We start from the raw sequence: 15,100 nt of genomic DNA, 5'->3' as shown, positions 1-15,100 counted from the left end.
GCGACCATAAGACGAATAATCGGCGCGTGTAAATCACCCGTGTGGGTCAGGGCAAAAGAACCGGGTCGGTGTTGCCCAGAGAATACCTCTGCAACACTGCTGGATAGAGTTTATGTTCCCATGTCAGCACACGCGCGGCGAGGGTTTCAGGTGTGTCGCCGGGTTCGATCCCTACGCAGGCCTGCCCCAGAATCGGGCCATCATCCAGTGCGGCCGTCACTTCGTGGACGGTGCAACCATGTTCGGTATCACCAGCCTCGATCGCACGCGCATGGGTGTTCAGTCCCTTGTATTTGGGCAGCAGCGACGGGTGAATATTCAGCATGCGTCCCTGAAACCGCGAAACGAAATCCCCGGTCAAAACCCGCATGAACCCGGCAAGGCAGACGATATCAGGCTCGGCCTCAAGCAGAGGTTTCAACAATTCAGCCTCGAACGCGGTTCGGTCCTTGCCAAAGGGGCGGTGATCAACCGCAGCCGTCGGGATGCCCCGTTCAGCCGCTTTTTTCAGGCCACCTGCCTCGGCATCGTTAGACAAGACCAGACAGGGGCGCGCCGGATGATCACCAGTCATGCTGTCGACCAGTGACAGCATGTTCGAGCCGCCCCCGGAAATCAGGATGGCGACGCGTTTATGGCTCACAGCAGCTTGCCCGAATAGGCGACACCCGGCGCGTCAGTGACGATGCCGATTCGCGAGACGGTTTCGCCTGCGTCAGCCAGCAGAGCCTCCAGCCCCTCGGCCTGGTCCGCTGCGCAGACCACGATCATGCCGATGCCGCAGTTGAAGGTCTTGAGCATTTCTGCCTCGGCAATCCCGCCAGTTTCCGCCATCCAGTTGAAGACCGCGGGCAATTCCCATGCGTCCAGATCGACCTCGGCCCCAAGGTCTTCGGGCAGCACGCGCGGCAGGTTTTCGGTCAGGCCACCGCCTGTGATATGAGCCAACGCATGTACGCCCCCTGCCCGGAGCGCCTGCAGCGCAGGCTGAACGTAAAGCCGCGTTGGAGTCAGCAGCGCCTCGCCCAGCGTCCCGTCGCCGAAGGGTGAAGCGGCATCCCAGCCCAGTCCCGAAATCTCGACCAGCTTGCGCACCAGAGAATAGCCGTTGGAATGCACCCCGTTCGAGGCCAAGCCCAGCAGAACATCCCCCTGCTGCACGCCTTCCGGCAGCGCTGTGCCCCGTTCCATCGCACCGACCGAGAACCCGGCCAGATCGAAATCGCCATCCGGATACATGCCCGGCATTTCGGCTGTTTCGCCACCAATGAGAGCACACCCGGACTGAACGCAACCTTCGGCGATACCTTCGATGATGCGCGCGGCAGTGTCTGTATCGAGTTTTCCGGTGGCAAAATAATCAAGGAAGAACAGCGGCTCGGCCCCCTGACAGATCAGATCGTTGACGCACATGGCCACCAGATCGATGCCAACGCCATCAACAACGCCGGTGTCGATTGCAATCCGCAGTTTGGTGCCAACACCATCGGTTGCGCCGACCAAGATCGGATCTTCGTACCCTGCCGCCTTGAGGTCGAACAGAGCACCAAATCCACCCAGCCCGCTCATTACGCCCGAGCGATTGGTCCGCTTGGCTGCAGGCTTGATTCGGTCGACCAGAGCGTTCCCTGCATCGATATCGACACCCGCATCGGCGTAGGTGATTCCGTTCTTGCCCGCTGTCATGGCCAATCCCTCATGAGTGCTTTGCGCGCGGGTTATTCTATTGTGCAACATGTTGCAACGGTCAGGCTTGACGCGGGGGCTGATCGTGATACCCAAGGCGACATGGCGGGCCTGTAGCTCAATTGGTTAGAGCAGAGCGCTCATAACGCTTTGGTTGCGGGTTCAAGTCCTGCCGGGCCTACCAAATCACCGCCCAATCACGATATCCGCACAAAGCCCACCCAATTTTTTGCTGCTGCCCAACCGCAGAGTACCACCATGAACGCGTGCGATATCGGCCACGATGGCAAGGCCAAGGCCAACGCCGCTGCCCTGATTCTGATTTCGTGCAGGATCGAGTCGGGTAAAGGGTTTCACCGCTTCTGTACGTTGTTCGGCCGGAATGCCGGGGCCGTCATCCTCGACCCTGATCCGCAGCGACTTTGGTGTCATGTGCAGGCTGACTTCGGCTTTGTTTCCATAACGGATCGCGTTTCCGATCAGATTTTCAACAGCCCGACGCATGGCTGTTGGGCGTAACATTGCACAGCCCTGCCCTTCGACAGATACCAGCTCGACCTGCTGCCCGGCCCGCTGCGCATCATCGACGATCTGACTCAACCAGGTTTCGGGGTCGACTGCTTCGGGTGCGCTTTCTGCAGCTCCTCGCGAGAACTCAAGGAACGCATCCAGCAGCGACTGCATTTCATCGACGTCCTTCTGCAGTGGTGCCGCTTCATCCTCTGGCAACAGCGACAGCCCCAGTTTGAGCCGGGTAAGCGGAGTTCGCAGATCATGGCTGACCCCAGACAGCATAAGCGTGCGCTGTTCGATCTGCCGCTCAATCCGGGCGCGCATATCGACAAACGCGCTTCCTGCTGCCCGCACCTCGATCGCGCCGCCGGGCGTATAAGGCACGACACGGCCACGTCCAAACGCCTGAGCCGCATCGGCAAGCCGGGTGATCGGGCGCAGCTGATTGCGCATATAGAGGAAAGAGATTGAGGTCATCAAACCTGCAAAGAACACCATCGTCACGATCAACTGATGCGGGGCGGTGGGCGACAGACGCCGACGATCAAAACTCAATTCAAGCGTTCCAAGATCGGTCGCCAGATACAGACGAACCTCATTGCCGTCGGGCAATGCGATTTCCTGGAGTTCGGGGATCAGGGCGCGCATCTCGGTGTCCACCTGCGGCGCGATGAAATCGTACCATCGGCGCGATTCACTCTGCGGTTCCTCGTTTAAAGGCAGAAACCGGGCCCTCATATCCAGAACCGACAGCTCCGTGCGCGCCGCAGCCAACGCTTGTTGCTGGGTCTCCGTCCCCTGCATGAGATCCAGCACCAGCATGACCTCACGCGCGGCGGCGCGGGTCATCTGTGCCGTGACTTCCTCGAGGTGTTTCTGCAGAAAGGCAATGGAAACAACCAACAAGACAACAATGACCGGCAGCACCAGGATCAGCGCTGCACGCGCATATAGGCTGCGCGGCATATAGGGTTTGAGCCATTGCGTCGACATGCGCTAAACCTAGCGGGCCGCCCGGGTAAGAGGAAGAGGTCACGATGCAGGCTCCCGACGATTTCAACCCAACTCCCGGACAGATTCATGAGCTTTCGCCGGGCCTGAGCCGATTGCTCGCGCCCAACCCATCTCCGATGACCTATCGCGGGACAAACACTTATCTTCTGGGGGATAAAGACATCGCGGTGATCGACCCCGGTCCGCTGAGCGATGCCCATCTCGACGCAATCCTGGCTGCCCTGAAACCGGGGCAGCGGATCAGCCATATCTTTGTCACCCACACCCATCTGGACCACTCTCCGCTAGCCGCCCCGTTATCGGCACACACAGGCGCTCCGATTCTCGCCCTCGGAGGGCCTCAGGCAGGACGCAGCGCCGTCATGACGCAGCTGGCGCAAAATGGTCTTGCAGGTGGTGGAGAGGGAATCGATACCGATTTCCGCCCTGATGTCGAACTTGAAGATGGTGAGGTGATCGCGACCGACAGCTGGGAGCTGGAAGTCATCCATACGCCAGGTCATCTGGGCAATCACATCGCGTTTGCCTGGGGCGATATCTGTTTCACAGCGGATCATGTCATGGGTTGGGCCAGTTCCTTGGTTTCCCCTCCGGATGGAGACCTGACGGATTTCATGGCTGCTTGCCGTCGCCTGCGCGCGCGCAACTGGTCGGTTTTCCACTCAGGTCATGGAGCGCCGATCACAAACCCCGCCGAACGTCTGGATTGGCTGATTGAACACAGATTGCAAAGAGAAACTCAGATTCTTGATGCGTTGTCGCAAGGCCCCGCGACGGCTCAGGGGCTGGCTGAGCAGATCTACGTCGAAACCCCAAAAGCACTGCTTCCCGCGGCTGAGCGCAATGTGTTCGCCCATCTGGTCGATCTGACCGGCAAATCCCGCGTTGCGCCCCAGGGTGACCTGTCTGCCGGTGCGCGTTTCAGGCGTCTCGTATGAGCTCGCAAAAAATTTTTCGTCAGCTATGCACTTCCTCTCTGGACGGCGAAAATTGCTGTTGTTATACGCCCCTCAGTTCCGGCGTAGCTCAGCGGTAGAGCAGTTGACTGTTAATCAATTGGTCGTAGGTTCGATCCCTACCGCCGGAGCCAAATCTTCCCAAAATCAGCTAGATTTGCATCGTTTGCCACTGGCAAGTTTTTTCGTCGAAAAAACTCCAACGCCCTCTGGACGGCGCAGATACAGGTTGCTATACGGCGCGAACCGTTCCGGCGTAGCTCAGCGGTAGAGCAGTTGACTGTTAATCAATTGGTCGTAGGTTCGATCCCTACCGCCGGAGCCATTCTTCCCAAACTGGCACTTACCCTATCAGCGCATCGCTGAAATCCGCACGCAATGTGCGTTTCAGGACCTTTCCGGTCGCGTTCAGGGGCAAAGCGTCGACAAACACAACCTTGTCCGGCACCTGCCATTTGGCGATTTTACCGTCAAAGAATGCTAATAAATCCTGCTCGGTCGGCTCTTCGCCTTCGGCCTTCACGGCCACCAACAGCGGACGTTCATCCCATTTCGGATGCGGCACGCCTACGACGGCAGCAGTTGCCAGCTGAGGGTGCGCGACGGCGATATTCTCCAACTCGACAGAGCTAATCCATTCGCCGCCTGATTTGATGATGTCCTTCGACCGGTCGCGGATCGTCATGTATCCGTCCGGATCCAGCGTCGCCACATCGCCCGTCGCGAACCAGCCATCCTGCAGCAGGGCTTCATCCTGCATGTGGAAGTAACTATCCAGCACCCAGTGACCGCGCACCATCAGATCACCCTGAGTTTCACCGTCATGAGGAAGATCATTGCCGTCATCGTCGACGATCTTCAGTTCTACCCCAAAGGGTGGGCGGCCCTGATTCTCACGCAACTTGTGCTGCGCTTCGATGGGCATCTCCAGATGTTTGGCCATGGGATAGTTTGTGGTGCCCAGAGGGCTCATTTCACTCATCCCCCAGGCGTGAACGGTGTCTACGCCATAGGTCTCGCGGAAGGTTTCGATCATCGAGGGTGGACATGCGGCACCACCGATCACAGTGCGATTGAGACTTTCCAGCTTCGTTCCACATTTCGCGGCGTGGGCCAGCAGGCCCTGCCAGATGGTCGGCACGCCCATCGCCAGTGTCACTCCGAAGGTGTCGATCAGGTTGACCAGCGCTTCGCCATGCAGATCAGGCCCTGGCATCACCATGCGCGAGCCAGACATCGCGCTGGCGTAAGGGGACCCCCAGGCATTGACGTGGAACATCGGCACCACCGGCATCACCACATCCATGGCAGAATAGCCGATCACATCGCGCGTATTTGACGCAAAGCTATGCAGCAATGTGGACCGGTGCGAATAGAGAACCCCCTTGGGATTACCTGTCGTACCCGACGTGTAGCACAGGCTGGAGGCAGTATTTTCGTCAAAGCTGGGCCACGCAAAATCCGCATCCCCGGTTTCTATCAGCTCATCATAGAAAACCAGCCCCGGCACCTGAGACAGCGCGGCCTCATCGCGCGCGCCCATCAGAACGAAATGCTGCACCTCGGTCAGATGTTCTTGCAGAGCAGATACCAACGGCAGGAAGGTTGCATCAAAAAACAGGACCCGGTCCTGCGCATGGTTAATGATATAAGTCAGCTGTTCCGGAAACAGGCGCGGATTGATCGTGTGGCAGACGAAGCCGGCACCGGATACGGCATAGTAGATCTCTAGGTGGCGGCGGTTGTTCCAAGCCAGTGTACCCACGCGATCCTGCGGCTGCAGCCCCAGCTTCACAAGCGCCGAGGCCATCCGTCGCGCATTCTGCGCAATGCCCGCCCAGTTGGTCTCGGTTACGGTTCCGTCGGTTTCGACCGAGATAATCTCGGTCTGGCCGTGATAGCGTTCGGCGTGATCAATCAGCGACGAAATCAGCAAAGGCTGCGTCATCATCTGTCCCAGCATGGACATTCCTCCCATCGTCAGCGCTTGGCCGCGCCTTAGTCTCTTGGCAGCAACCCTGCCAAGAATTCAATTGTCTGACAATAAGAGAGTGCGACCGGGCGCGGCGTCAACTGCGATGGCGTAAAGCGTATTCGACCAGAGCGGCGGTCGAACCGTCCTTGCCCTCGGTGCCACTCTCTCCATCGACAATAGGACCCAGAGAAGTCGCCAGTTCCTTGCCCAGCTCAACGCCCCATTGATCGAAAGAGTTTATGCCCAGCAATACCCCTTCGACAAACACACGATGTTCGTAGAGCGCGATGATCTGGCCCAGCACAAAAGGTGTCAATTGTGGGTAAATCAACGTGGTCGAAGGGCGATTGCCCGAGAATACGCGGTGCCTTGCCTGACGCTCCAACTCGTCTCCGGTCAGACCTTTTTCCGCCATACGTGACCGGGCTTTCTCTAACGAGCGCCCCCGCATCAAAGCCTCGGACTGGGCCAGACAATTGGCCAGCAACAACCGGTGATGATGCGCCAATTCGGGTTCATGCCCCTCGGCAGCCACCATGAACTCGCAGGGGATCACATCGGTGCCCTGATGGATCAGCTGATAGAACGCGTGCTGCCCGTTGGTGCCGGGCTCACCCCAGACCACTGGGCCGGATGGTATTGTCAGATCGCTGCCATCCATGGCGACGGATTTACCATTCGATTCCATCTCAAGCTGCTGGAAATAGGCAGGAAGGCGCAGCAGGCGTTGATCATAGGGCAGCACCGCGCGGCTGGCATGCCCCAGCACCTGACGATGCCAGATACCGACCAGGGCCAACATCACCGGCATATTCTCGACCCATTCTGCCGAGCGAAAATGCAGATCCATCGCCTGCCCGCCCCGCAGAAACGCATCAAACGCGTTTGATCCAACGGCGATCATCACTGGCAGTCCCACCGGCCCCCAAACGGAATAGCGCCCGCCGACCCAGCCGGCGAACCCGAACACGTGCTCTTCGGGGATGCCGAATGCGGCCGTTCTGTCCACAGCGCTCGAGACAGCCGCGAATTGCTGAGACAGGTCCCCACCCCCGTCCACCATCCACGCCCGTGCGGTACGTGCATTGGTCATGGTCTCGATCGTGGTGAACGTTTTCGTAGCCACGATGACCAGCGTGCGCTTCGGATCAAGCGGACGTAAAGTATCGGCAATATGCGCGCCATCCACGTTCGACACATAATGCAGCCGTGGCCCATCGTGATATGGCGACAGCGCATGGGTCGCCATGACCGGTCCCAGATCCGAGCCGCCGATGCCGATACTCACTACATCGGTAAAGCTGCCCCCCGCCCCTTGGATCGCGCCGCCGCGCACTTCCTCGGCGAAGATACGCATCCGCTGCAGGGTGCTGAGCACATCTGGCATCACATCCTGCCCATCAACCTCAACCGGGTCGCCATCAAGGTTGCGCAGCGCCGTATGCAGCACCGCACGGTCTTCGGTCTCGTTGATCTTCTGGCCTGTGAACATGGCCTCGCGGCGTTCGGCCAGCCCCGCCTGATCGCACAAATCAATCAAACCCGACCGGATACTCTCATCAATCTGTGTTTTCGAGTAATCAAACAGCAGATCACCGGTCGAGGCCGAGAACCCCTGTGCGCGCGTTGGATCGTCAGCGAACAGATCCTCGATACGTCGGCCCTGGGTCACCGCGACATAGGTCTTGAGGCTATCCAACTGCATCGCGTCTACTCCGCCCAATGAACCGTCATACCACTCAGCACTGCCGCGATCGGAGCGTCTTCGGGCGGCAACGTCATAGCCCGCTCAAGCGCATCACGTTTGGCGGTGCCGAAAATGATCAGATGTTTCGAAAGCGCCCCCTCCAGAACCGGCGCAGTCAGGGTAATGCGCGGTTCTGGCTGCACATCGGTGCGTGCCACCGCAAGCGTTGGCGCATGGCTGTCCAGCGCGGCCGCCAACCCGTCCATCCCCGGAAAAAGCGAGGCGGTGTGCATATCCTCACCCATCCCAAGCACCAGCACTGACAGCGGCAGCACTGGGTTAATCAAGCTCTCAATCTCGGGTAAAACTTCCTCAGGTTCGTGGCCTTCAACATAGAGTGGCACATATTGCGCAACCGAGGCGCGGCTGGTCAGCAAACGCTCTCGGATCAGACGCTCGTTTGAGCGTTCGCTATCCCCCGCAACACAGCGCTCATCAGTGGGCAGAACCCGCACCCGATCCCATTCCAGATCGGCGGCGCAGAGGACGTCGAACACCGGCCCTGGTGTCGTCCCGCCGGGAACCGCAAGCGAGACCATGTCATGGTGCAGCAAGGCGGATTCCAAGTCTCCGGCGAGATCATTGGCGACATCTATCGCCAGCATGTCACGGTCGGCATATTCTTTGATATTCATGGGTTTATCCCCTGCCAGCGGCGACCATCTCGTTTCATCAGCAATTCGGCGTCGCCGGGGCCGGTGCTGCCACTTTCATAAGGTTTGGGCACATCGCCCCGTGCTTCCCAGCCAGCGATGATCGGGTCGGTCCAGGCCCAGGCGGCCTCGACCTCATCACCGCGCATGAACAGGGTCTGGTTGCCGCGAATAACATCCATCACCAGCCGTTCATAGGCATCAGGTGGATTCTGGCTTTCGGGTCCCAGCGCCTCGGCAAAACTCATGTCCAGCGGCACGTCGACCAGACGCATACCGCCCTGCCCGGGTTCCTTGATCGTCACCTTCAGCGTAATGCCTTCATTGGGCTGCAGCCGGATCGACAGCGCATTTGCATGGCGCCCCGCCTCTTCCCCGAAGATCGAATGCGGCGCGTCCTTGAACATCACATTGATGACCGAAGACCGGGCCACCAATTCTTTGCCCGTACGCAGATAGAACGGAGTTCCCGCCCACCGCCAATTGCTGATATGGGCGCGCAAAGCCACATAGCTTTCAGTTGTGGAGCGCGGGTTTCCTACAACGTCACGATAACCTTGGCCCGCTGCACCGTCGACGAATTGACCGCGCACGATGTGGTGCGGCTCAACCGGATCCAGCGCCCGGATCACCTTCAGCTTTTCATCACGCACCGCGTCGGGGTCGAATTTCGCCGGTGGCTCCATCGCGATGAGGCATAGAAGCTGCATCAGGTGGTTCTGCATCATGTCGCGCATCGCACCCGCACGCTCATAATAATCCTCACGCCCGTCAATGCCGACAGTTTCAGCAACTGTGATCTGAATGTGGTCGACGTATTGGCTGTTCCAGAGCGGCTCGAACAGCATATTGCCGAAACGGACGGCCATCAGGTTCTGCACCGTCTCTTTGCCCAGATAATGATCGATCCGATAGATCTGGCTCTCATCAAAATGCGCCGCGAGCGTTGCGTTCAACGCTCGGGCGCTTTCCAGATCATGTCCGAACGGTTTTTCAACCACGATCCGCGCCTGCTCGGTCAAAAGGTCATGCGCTTTGATCTGCTCGGCCAGTGGCCCAAACAGGCGTGGCCCAACCGAGAAATAGAAGGCCCGTACGCGTTGCGGCTGCAACTTTCCGGCAAGCCTCGCCCAACCCTCATCCGACAAGGCATCCAGCGAAACATAATCAACGCGCTGCAGAAACCCCTGCAGCGCCTCGGCATCCCTAACCTGATCCGGCGCGTGCCGATGGAGCGAATCAGAGACCATCGCCCGAAACGCCCCGGCGTCCAGCCCGCCCCGCGCAGCACCAATAATCTGAGTGTCCTGAGGCCATTGACCAGCGCAATAGCGTCGAAACAGCGCCGGAACGATCTTGCGCTGCGCCAGATCGCCAGTTGCGCCGAAAATGACCAGATCGAAGGGGTCGACAGGTATGACACGAGAAACCATGCGTTTTCCTTACCTTGCCGCTTGGGCCATGTCCAATGTTAGCGCAACCATAAAGCAATAAATCGCTGCCATCAAAACTCCGTCAATGACAGGTTGCTCCACTTAACGAAACCCACCTGATTGGTTAGGTCAGGAAGGCAAGCGCACTGAACCGGATACCGGAATGAAAGACAACGTCCCGCAGGTTGCCAATATCGGCAAGTTTCAAAACAAAAAGGTGACAGCAGACGGCCAGACACGTGCCTCGGTCACCCTGACCAACCCCGAGACGTTGTGGTTCAACACTGGAACCCTGTGCAATATCGAATGTGTGAACTGCTACATAGCCAGTAGCCCAACGAATGACGCCTTGGTTTACATCACCGCTGACGAAGTGCGTGACTATCTGGATCAGATCGAAGAGCGTAAATGGCCGATCCGCGAGATCGGATTTACTGGCGGCGAACCCTTTATGAACCCCGAGATGATCGACATGACCCAAACGGCGCTGGAGCGTGGATACGAGGTGCTGATCCTGACCAATGCGATGTTACCGATGATGCGTCGCAAAACGCGCGAGGGGTTGTTGGATTTGCAGCAAACCTACGGCGATAAGCTTACCCTGCGGATTTCGGTCGATCATTATCGGCCTGAACTTCATGATGAGGAACGTGGCGGAGGCAGCTTTGACAAAACGGTCGCGGGAATGGAGTGGTTGCGCGACAATGGGTTCAAGATGGCTATCGCTGGTCGCACGCTCTGGGGCGATACCGACGCCGAAAGCCGCGCAGGCTATGCCGCGTTTTTTGCAAAGCATGGGTTTGACATCGACGCCCAGAACCCTGCTCAGACCGTCCTGTTCCCCGAGATGGATGAAACTGTGGAAGTGCCCGAGATCACCACGGCCTGCTGGGGCATTCTGAACAAATCGCCTGATGCGGTGATGTGCGCCAGCTCTCGAATGGTGATAAAGCGCAAAGGTGCCGAACGTCCCGCTGTTTTGGCCTGCACGCTGCTGCCCTATGCGCCTGAATTCGAAATGGGTGCAACCCTGGCCGAGGCGGAATCCAACGTTCATCTGAACCACCCCCACTGCGCCAAATTCTGCGTGTTAGGCGGGGCAAGCTGTTCAGCCTGAGGGTTAATTCACCCGGAATTCACCCACCATATTGCGCCACTCCCCCGGGGCGATCATCTTACGATGGGTGAACCGGACCGAATGCAACGGTCCTTCGATCTCTTTTTGCCAGAATTCTACGAATTTAAAGAGTTTCGGATGATCCGGAGCAAGGTCGTAATCCTGCCAGATAAAGGTATTCAGAACATGAATATAATCGGGCATGTGATAAAAGAACTCCGCCGTCGTCAGCCCGTACCCCTTGAGCATCAATTCGGTTTCGCTTTGCGCCATTCAGACCTCCAAATTTGTTAAAAGGTCTTCTCAGGGTAACACGGAACCCTCCTAATACTTATATAACAATATGTTACCCTCGTGTTACTGCGGTATTTTTTGCTAAATCATCAGCTTGCTTGCACCTTATATGCCGGGTCTGATAAGGTGCATCCACAAGATATAGATCAAGAACAAGACACGGGCAGCCTACGTGAGCGATACGCCAGAAACCCCAGAAAACATGGATGAAACCCCGCCCGAGCGCCCAGTCTATGACGGCCCGACGGTCTCCATCGAATCCGAGATGCGCACGTCCTATCTGGACTATGCCATGTCGGTCATCGTGTCCCGCGCGATCCCCGATCTGCGCGATGGCTTGAAACCGGTTCACCGGCGGATTCTCTATGCCATGCACGAGACCGGGAATACGCATGACAAAGCGTATCGCAAATCGGCCCGTCCGGTGGGCGATGTGATGGGTAAATATCACCCGCATGGTGACAGCGCGATCTATGACGCGCTGGTGCGGATGGCGCAGGATTTCTCGATGTCGCTGCCGCTGTTGGACGGTCAGGGCAACTTTGGCTCAATGGACGGCGATAACCCGGCGGCGATGCGTTACACCGAAGTGCGGATGGACAAGCCTGCCGCCGCGCTGCTGGCAGATATCGAAAAAGAGACGGTTGATTTTCAGGACAACTACGACGGCAAGGACAAGGAACCGACCGTCCTGCCCGCGCGTTTCCCGAACATGCTGGTCAATGGCGCCGGTGGTATCGCTGTGGGTATGGCCACGAACATCCCGCCGCACAATCTGGGTGAAGTGGTCGACGCAACTCTGGCGCTGATCGACGACCCAGATTTGACGTCCGAGCAACTGATCGAATACGTCCCCGGCCCCGACTTCCCCACCGGCGGTGTGATGCTGGGTCGTTCTGGCGCACGCAAAGCCTATCTAGAGGGCCGTGGCAGCGTCATCATCCGTGCTAAGACGCGGGTCGAAGAACTGCGCAAGGATCGCTACGCCATTGTCGTGGATGAGATCCCGTATCAGGTAAACAAGGCTTCGATGATCGAGAAGATCGCCGAGGCGGTGCGCGAGAAACGCATCGAAGGCGTGGCGCATGTACAGGACGAATCCGACCGCAATGGCGTGCGCGTGGTGGTCGAACTGAAACGCGATGCAACGCCTGAAGTTGTTCTGAACCAGCTCTATCGCTTCTCACCGATGCAGACATCCTTTGGCTGCAACATGCTGGCGCTGAACGGTGGCCGCCCCGAGCAGTTGACCCTGCGCCGGTTCCTGACCTCGTTCATCGACTTCCGCGAGGATGTCGTTGCCCGACGCACAGCCTACGACCTGCGCAAAGCGCGTGAACGCAGCCATATCCTGTGTGGTCTGGCCGTGGCCGTGTCGAACGTGGACGAAGTGGTCGCCACGATCCGCTCGTCGGCAGACGCCGCAGAGGCGCGCGAGAAACTGATGACCCGCCGCTGGCCTGCATCCGAGATCGAGGGCTATCTGCGCCTGATCGACGATCCTTTGTCCAAGATGAACGACGATGGCACCTATAACCTGACCGAGGTTCAGGCCCGTGCCATCCTCGACCTGCGTCTTCAGCGCCTGACCCAACTGGGTGTCAAAGAGGTCACGGACGAGCTGGAAGAACTGGCCGCCAAGATCAAGGAATACCTGGATATTCTGTCCTCACGCGAGCGCATCATGGGCATCATCGCCGATGAACTGCGCGACGTCCGCGAGAAATTCGCCGTCGACCGCCGTACCGAGATCGTTGACTGGTCCGGCGACATGGAAGACGAGGACCTGATCGAGCGTGAGGATATGGTCGTGACCGTCACCTCGGGCGGCTATATCAAACGTACGCCGCTGGCCGATTTCCGCTCCCAAAAACGCGGCGGCAAGGGCTTGTCGGGGATGCAGACCAAGGAAGAGGATGTTGTCACCAACCTCTTCGTGGCCAACACGCATACTCAACTGCTGTTCTTCACCACCGATGGCATGGTCTACAAGCTCAAGACTTGGCGCCTGCCGCAATCGGGACGCACCGGTAAAGGCAAGGCGATCGTCAACATCCTGCCGATCCCAACGGGCGTTTCCATCGCGGCGATCATGCCGGTCGATGTGCCGGATGAAGAATGGGAAAACCTGCAGATCGTCTTCGCCACCAGCGCGGGCGACGTGCGCCGCAACCGCTTGTCGGACTTCACCAACGTTCGCCGCAATGGCAAGATCGCAATGAAGCTGCCCGAGGGCGTGGAACTGGTAAACGCCCGCATCTGTTCAGAAGATGAAGACGTGATGCTGGTGACCAACTCAGGCCGCGCGATCCGCTTCCGCACTACCGATGTCCGCGTCTTCAATTCGCGCGAGTCGACTGGCGTGCGCGGCATCAAGCTGACCAATGGCGACCGTGTCGTCTCGATGTCCGTAATCCGCCACTTCGAAGCTGATCCGGATGAGCGCGCTGCTTATCTCAAAATGCGCCGCGCCGTCGCGGGGATTGCTGATGATGGAGAGACAGACGAGGACGAAGCCGCGCCCGGCTCAATCACACAGGAACGCTATGCCGAGATGTCGGCGGCCGAAAACCTGATCCTGACCATCACGACCGGTGGCGCGGGCAAGCTGAGCTCAAGCCATGATTACCCCGTCCGCGGACGCGGCGGCATGGGTGTCGCGGCGATGGACAAGGCCATGCGTGGCGGCGAACTGGTGGCCTCGTTCCCCGTTGAGATCGATGACCAGATCATGCTGGCAACGTCCAAAGGCCAGTCGATCCGGGTGCCGGTCGAGGGCATCTCGTTCCGCTCCCGCAGCGCGGGCGGAGTTCGGGTCTTCAACACCGGCAAAGGTGAAGAAGTTGTTAGCGTCGCCTGGATAGCCGATCAGGGTGATGAAGAAAGCGAAGAATAACAAAGCACTACAGAAGTGTAACAAAGCGCCCGTTTTGCGGGCGTTTTTGTTATTCTGGGTCACGTTCATGCCAACGGCCCCGTTGGCGGACTTGCCCGAGACCCACCGCAGCCCTAGCCTTTTATTATGTGGTCTTTCGCCCATATCCGCCCTGCCTACAGCCGCGCTGAACGCATAAGCGATGGTGTCATTCATGTCCTGGGCGTGTCCTCGGCGCTGATCGCGGTGCCAATGCTGATCATCATGACGGTTTTCTATCGATCCGACCCGGCGGCGGTCCTGGGGGCTTCGATCTATGGTATCACGCTGGTTCTGATGCTGACCTTCTCGGCGCTTTACAACATGATCGAACATGACGAATGGGCAGAGTTTCTGCGCCGTCTCGATCATTCCGGCATCTACGTGAAGATTGCGGGCACCTATACACCGTTTCTATTGCTTTCGGCCTCACAACCACCGGGGTTGCTGCTGGGCCTATGGTCTTCGGCCACGCTCGGGTCGGTCCTGAAGATGATCGACCCCAGCCGCTTCCGCTGGTTCGGACTGGCGCTTTATCTGCTGATGGGGTGGGCCGCAGTCTGGGCCGGGCAATCCATGCTGGCCGAGCTTTCGCCGGGCACCTTGACGCTTATGATTGCCGGGGGTCTGATCTACACCGCAGGCGTGGTATTCTACCTTTTGGACTGGCTGCCCTATCACAACACCATATGGCATGTGTTCGTCTTGACTGGTAGCGGCCTGTTCTTTGCCGCCGTCGCCCTGCGTATCGAAATGGTACCGTCTGGGCCCATCTAAGGTCGAACCCGATCATGCCGA

General features: G+C 58.5%; 12 protein-coding genes and 3 tRNA genes. 7 read left to right on the top strand and 8 right to left on the bottom strand.

Annotated features, from left to right (window positions below; translation table 11 throughout):
- Nucleotides 1–46: 46 nt before the first annotated feature.
- The gene (gene purN / locus ACR0NF_RS03510; RefSeq protein WP_480469686.1) at nucleotides 47–643 is read right to left on the bottom strand and encodes a phosphoribosylglycinamide formyltransferase; all 597 of its coding nucleotides are present in this window, start codon (nucleotides 641–643) and stop codon (nucleotides 47–49) included.
- Complete coding sequence (gene purM, locus ACR0NF_RS03505) at nucleotides 640–1,686, bottom strand: phosphoribosylformylglycinamidine cyclo-ligase (protein ID WP_480469685.1); 1,047 nt, start codon at nucleotides 1,684–1,686, stop codon at nucleotides 640–642. Before purM ends, purN begins: the two co-directional genes overlap by 4 nt.
- Before the next feature lie 107 nt (nucleotides 1,687–1,793).
- Here purM and ACR0NF_RS03500 point away from each other — a divergent pair.
- Nucleotides 1,794–1,870, top strand: a tRNA-Ile gene (locus ACR0NF_RS03500).
- Between the two features lie 2 nt (nucleotides 1,871–1,872).
- On the opposite strand, the gene ACR0NF_RS03495 is transcribed toward ACR0NF_RS03500, so the two are convergent.
- Nucleotides 1,873–3,192 carry an ATP-binding protein gene (locus tag ACR0NF_RS03495; RefSeq protein ID WP_480469684.1) on the bottom strand — a complete coding sequence of 440 codons (1,320 nt, stop codon included), beginning with the start codon at nucleotides 3,190–3,192 and terminating at the stop codon, nucleotides 1,873–1,875.
- A 44-nt stretch (nucleotides 3,193–3,236) separates the two neighbouring features.
- Between ACR0NF_RS03495 and ACR0NF_RS03490 the strand changes: the two genes are divergently transcribed.
- The 3 genes from ACR0NF_RS03490 to ACR0NF_RS03480 all read left to right on the top strand — a co-directional run bounded on the left by ACR0NF_RS03490 (nucleotide 3,237) and on the right by ACR0NF_RS03480 (nucleotide 4,494).
- Nucleotides 3,237–4,151, top strand: a complete 915-nt coding sequence (locus ACR0NF_RS03490; RefSeq protein ID WP_480777779.1) for an MBL fold metallo-hydrolase — start codon at nucleotides 3,237–3,239, stop codon at nucleotides 4,149–4,151.
- A 77-nt stretch (nucleotides 4,152–4,228) separates the two neighbouring features.
- Nucleotides 4,229–4,303: transfer RNA gene (locus tag ACR0NF_RS03485), tRNA-Asn, on the top strand.
- A gap of 116 nt (nucleotides 4,304–4,419) precedes the next feature.
- Nucleotides 4,420–4,494, top strand: a tRNA-Asn gene (locus ACR0NF_RS03480).
- Nucleotides 4,495–4,512: 18 nt separating this feature from the next.
- Here the strand turns inward: ACR0NF_RS03480 and ACR0NF_RS03475 are convergent.
- The 4 genes from ACR0NF_RS03475 to zwf all read right to left on the bottom strand — a co-directional run bounded on the left by ACR0NF_RS03475 (nucleotide 4,513) and on the right by zwf (nucleotide 9,977).
- Nucleotides 4,513–6,132 carry a long-chain-fatty-acid--CoA ligase gene (locus tag ACR0NF_RS03475; protein WP_480657503.1) on the bottom strand — a complete coding sequence of 540 codons (1,620 nt, stop codon included), beginning with the start codon at nucleotides 6,130–6,132 and terminating at the stop codon, nucleotides 4,513–4,515.
- Between the two features lie 106 nt (nucleotides 6,133–6,238).
- Nucleotides 6,239–7,849, bottom strand: a complete 1,611-nt coding sequence (gene pgi, locus ACR0NF_RS03470; RefSeq protein WP_480469681.1) for a glucose-6-phosphate isomerase — start codon at nucleotides 7,847–7,849, stop codon at nucleotides 6,239–6,241.
- A 5-nt stretch (nucleotides 7,850–7,854) separates the two neighbouring features.
- Nucleotides 7,855–8,526, bottom strand: coding sequence for a 6-phosphogluconolactonase (gene pgl / locus ACR0NF_RS03465; RefSeq protein WP_480469680.1), 672 nt, complete (start codon nucleotides 8,524–8,526; stop codon nucleotides 7,855–7,857).
- A complete protein-coding gene (gene zwf, locus ACR0NF_RS03460) occupies nucleotides 8,523–9,977 on the bottom strand; it encodes a glucose-6-phosphate dehydrogenase (protein WP_480777778.1) in 1,455 nt (484 codons plus the stop codon). The genes pgl and zwf overlap by 4 nt, the downstream gene beginning before the upstream one ends.
- Nucleotides 9,978–10,140: 163 nt before the next feature.
- Here zwf and ACR0NF_RS03455 point away from each other — a divergent pair, with 163 nt between their 5' ends.
- A complete protein-coding gene (locus ACR0NF_RS03455) occupies nucleotides 10,141–11,094 on the top strand; it encodes a radical SAM protein (protein ID WP_480777777.1) in 954 nt (317 codons plus the stop codon).
- A gap of 3 nt (nucleotides 11,095–11,097) precedes the next feature.
- On the opposite strand, the gene ACR0NF_RS03450 is transcribed toward ACR0NF_RS03455, so the two are convergent.
- The gene (locus ACR0NF_RS03450) at nucleotides 11,098–11,367 is read right to left on the bottom strand and encodes an usg protein (protein ID WP_480469677.1); all 270 of its coding nucleotides are present in this window, start codon (nucleotides 11,365–11,367) and stop codon (nucleotides 11,098–11,100) included.
- A gap of 193 nt (nucleotides 11,368–11,560) precedes the next feature.
- On the opposite strand from ACR0NF_RS03450, the gene gyrA reads away from it, so the two are divergent.
- Nucleotides 11,561–14,284, top strand: coding sequence for a DNA gyrase subunit A (gene gyrA, locus ACR0NF_RS03445; protein WP_480777776.1), 2,724 nt, complete (start codon nucleotides 11,561–11,563; stop codon nucleotides 14,282–14,284).
- Between the two features lie 126 nt (nucleotides 14,285–14,410).
- Entirely contained in the window at nucleotides 14,411–15,079 is a 669-nt protein-coding gene (trhA, locus tag ACR0NF_RS03440; protein ID WP_480469675.1) for a PAQR family membrane homeostasis protein TrhA, read from the top strand.
- Nucleotides 15,080–15,100: the final 21 nt, after the last annotated feature.

This window comes from Ruegeria sp. CF4 (genome assembly GCF_056537345.1).
This window is presented reverse-complemented; position numbering and strand designations above follow the sequence as displayed.